We start from the raw sequence: 2,381 nt of genomic DNA, 5'->3' as shown, positions 1-2,381 counted from the left end.
CGCCTGCCCTACTCCTGTTCCCCACTGCCCCATGCCCTACGCCGTCCTCCGAGTTGCCAAAATCAAGACTCAAGCACAGGCCGTCGCGGCCACTGGCCACAACTACCGCCAGGCGCAGCACCCCCACGTGATAAGCAACGCTGATAAGGAAGCCCCCCACCCAAACCGGGAGTACATCAACCACGAGCAGAAAGACTACTGGAGCCTGCTCGAAGCCCGGATCCAGGAGGCTGGGGTAAAGCGCGTCCGGCATGATTCCGTGCGCGGGATGGAGGTGATTCTAACCGGTAGCCCGGAGGGGTTTATTCGGGGCCAAGACGGGCGGGCGGTGGACTACTCCAAGAGCAAATGGGCGCAGGACAATTTGAATTTTTTGAAGGAGAAGTTCGGGGCCAAGAACGTGGTATCGTTCACCCTACACCAGGACGAGAAGACCCCGCACATTCACGCGGTGCTGGCCCCTATCACGGACAAGAACACGTTGTCGGCCGACCAGCTGTTCAACCCCAAGAGCTTGCGGCAGCTGCAAACCGACTATGCCCAGGCCATGTCCCCGTACGGCCTCGAACGCGGCGTCGAGCACAGCCAGGCCAAGCACGACCCCATGCAGCGCCTGTATGGGTTGGAGGCCCAGCACACGCAGCACGTGGCGGAACTGACTAAGCCCACAGCGCCAGCGCCGGCATTCGAGCTCAGCGATCCGCCCCTGCTCGGGCGAGACGAGTGGAAAGCCCGTGAGGAAGCCCGCATTAACGCCGAGCTAGCCCGCCAAGCGGAGGCCGCCCGGGTGCAGCTCGCAGAGGTCGCTAAGCTCGCCCAGGCGAACACAGCGGCCGCAGAGCAGGTGAGAGTGCTGCAAAAGCAATTGCGCACGGCAGAGGGGCTAAAACAGGCCCATTTTGGCACCTTGCAGACCGCTCGGCAAGAGGAAGCAATTCTATCCCTGGACTACGACCGTACGGCGGTGCAGTACGCGCAGGGGGCTGATTTACCTGATTTGCGGCAGTACGGCCAGGAAGTACGCGAGGAAACACGCCAGGCGCTCGTTCGCACCTTCGAGCAGACCCTAGCTAAGCCGGTGAAAGACGTGGCCGATTTCGTGGCCAAGCTGAAGGCGGCGGGCTACGAGGGGCAAGCCACCGAGGGAGACGAGGTAGTATTCACTCACGACCAGACCGGAGCTAGGTTTCCTACCACCGAGCTACGGCCCAATGGTCAGGCTCTAGAACCGCAAATCATAGCCGCCATTGAGCGCACCAAAGAGCACAACCTAACCCAAGACAAAGGCAGGAGCCAAGGGAGAGGAATTGGCATGTAAAGCACTCTTTTTCTAGCGTCCTCTAAACAGCTCCAAAATCAGTCGTTTTTGCCCCCTTTTTAAGAGCTAAGAAGCAAACGCCTCTAACTACTTGAGCACTAATACTATTCATTTACCAGGTTGGTAAATAGGATTTACCAGGTTGGTATTTTTGAGTTACCAAAAAGTAGTAACAAATGGTAAAAAAAATTTACTATTTATAAGGCGATATGGTAATAGCAATGTACCTTCGAGGTAAATAAAATTTACCACTATGGCCTACAAATCAGTAAAAAAATACGAGGCATTTAAGGAAAATCCTTTTGTCGAGCAGGCTATACAGGACATCAAAATCATCCAGAAAACCCAAGTCGTTCGATCTAAAAACCGGGATGAAATTCAGCTTATAGTCAACTCGTCTGGCGAGGTTGAGGGGCATACTGCTTTCATGAAATTTGTCGAAGTTGACGAGGAACAGTTCGCCAAAGTCTATTTAAGCCAGTTTACCGCATTCTGGGAACTGTCTAAGCCTGCTATTCGTGTTTTTGGCTTCATTATCAATGTATTAAAGCCAAAACAGGACGAATTTTTCTTAGAAATGACCAAGTGTCTGGACTACACTAAATACAAACACCCAAAGGACGTGCTTTCAGGTATTTCTGCCCTGATAGAATGCGGTATTATAGCCCGTAGCGACAGCCATTTCAAGTATTTCATTAACCCAATGGTCGTTTTCAACGGTGACCGAGTATCCTTTGCCAAGACCTACATTAAGCGGAAGAAAGTCCAAGCCAGTGCTCAGCAGCTCTCCATGTTTGATAAGCATGAAGACGTCACTCCACTTCAACAGGGCAGTGGGGAACAGGAGTAGGGCAGGCGGCTTAGCTGTATGCCTTTTTACCTCGGGGGTTTGGGGGCTGGCCCCCAAGTTGTTGTTTATTTAACTTACCTGATTCGTTTTGAACAATTCTAAGGAAGATTCTGACGGATATACCTCAGAAACACGTCGTGATATAGTTCATACAGCAGTAGAAAGGGTTCGCGCTCGAGGTATAGAGCCACGTCCTGATTTATTGCTCCTCTA

Annotated in this window: 2 protein-coding genes; both read left to right on the top strand. The window is 52.6% G+C overall.

What is annotated here, in order from left to right:
• Nucleotides 1-1,318: MobV family relaxase (mobV, locus tag VI25_RS20560; protein WP_236705168.1), on the top strand; the 1,318-nt coding region annotated here is incomplete at its 5' end.
• 253 nt (nt 1,319-1,571) lie between these two features.
• The gene (locus VI25_RS20555; protein ID WP_045689842.1) at nt 1,572-2,168 is read left to right on the top strand and encodes a replication/maintenance protein RepL; all 597 of its coding nucleotides are present in this window, start codon (nt 1,572-1,574) and stop codon (nt 2,166-2,168) included.
• Nucleotides 2,169-2,381 lie beyond the last annotated feature (213 nt).

The sequence above is a fragment of the Hymenobacter sp. AT01-02 genome (assembly GCF_000961955.2).
GTDB lineage: Bacteria > Bacteroidota > Bacteroidia > Cytophagales > Hymenobacteraceae > Hymenobacter > Hymenobacter mucosus.
The sequence above is the reverse complement of the archived record's forward strand: the minus strand, read 5'-3'. Positions and strand labels throughout refer to the sequence as shown.

Excerpts from the sequence above, each read along its gene's own strand:
- VI25_RS20555 (WP_045689842.1), top strand. The coding sequence starts at position 1,572 with ATGGCCTACAAATCAGTAAAAAAATACGAGGCATTTAAGGAAAATCCT.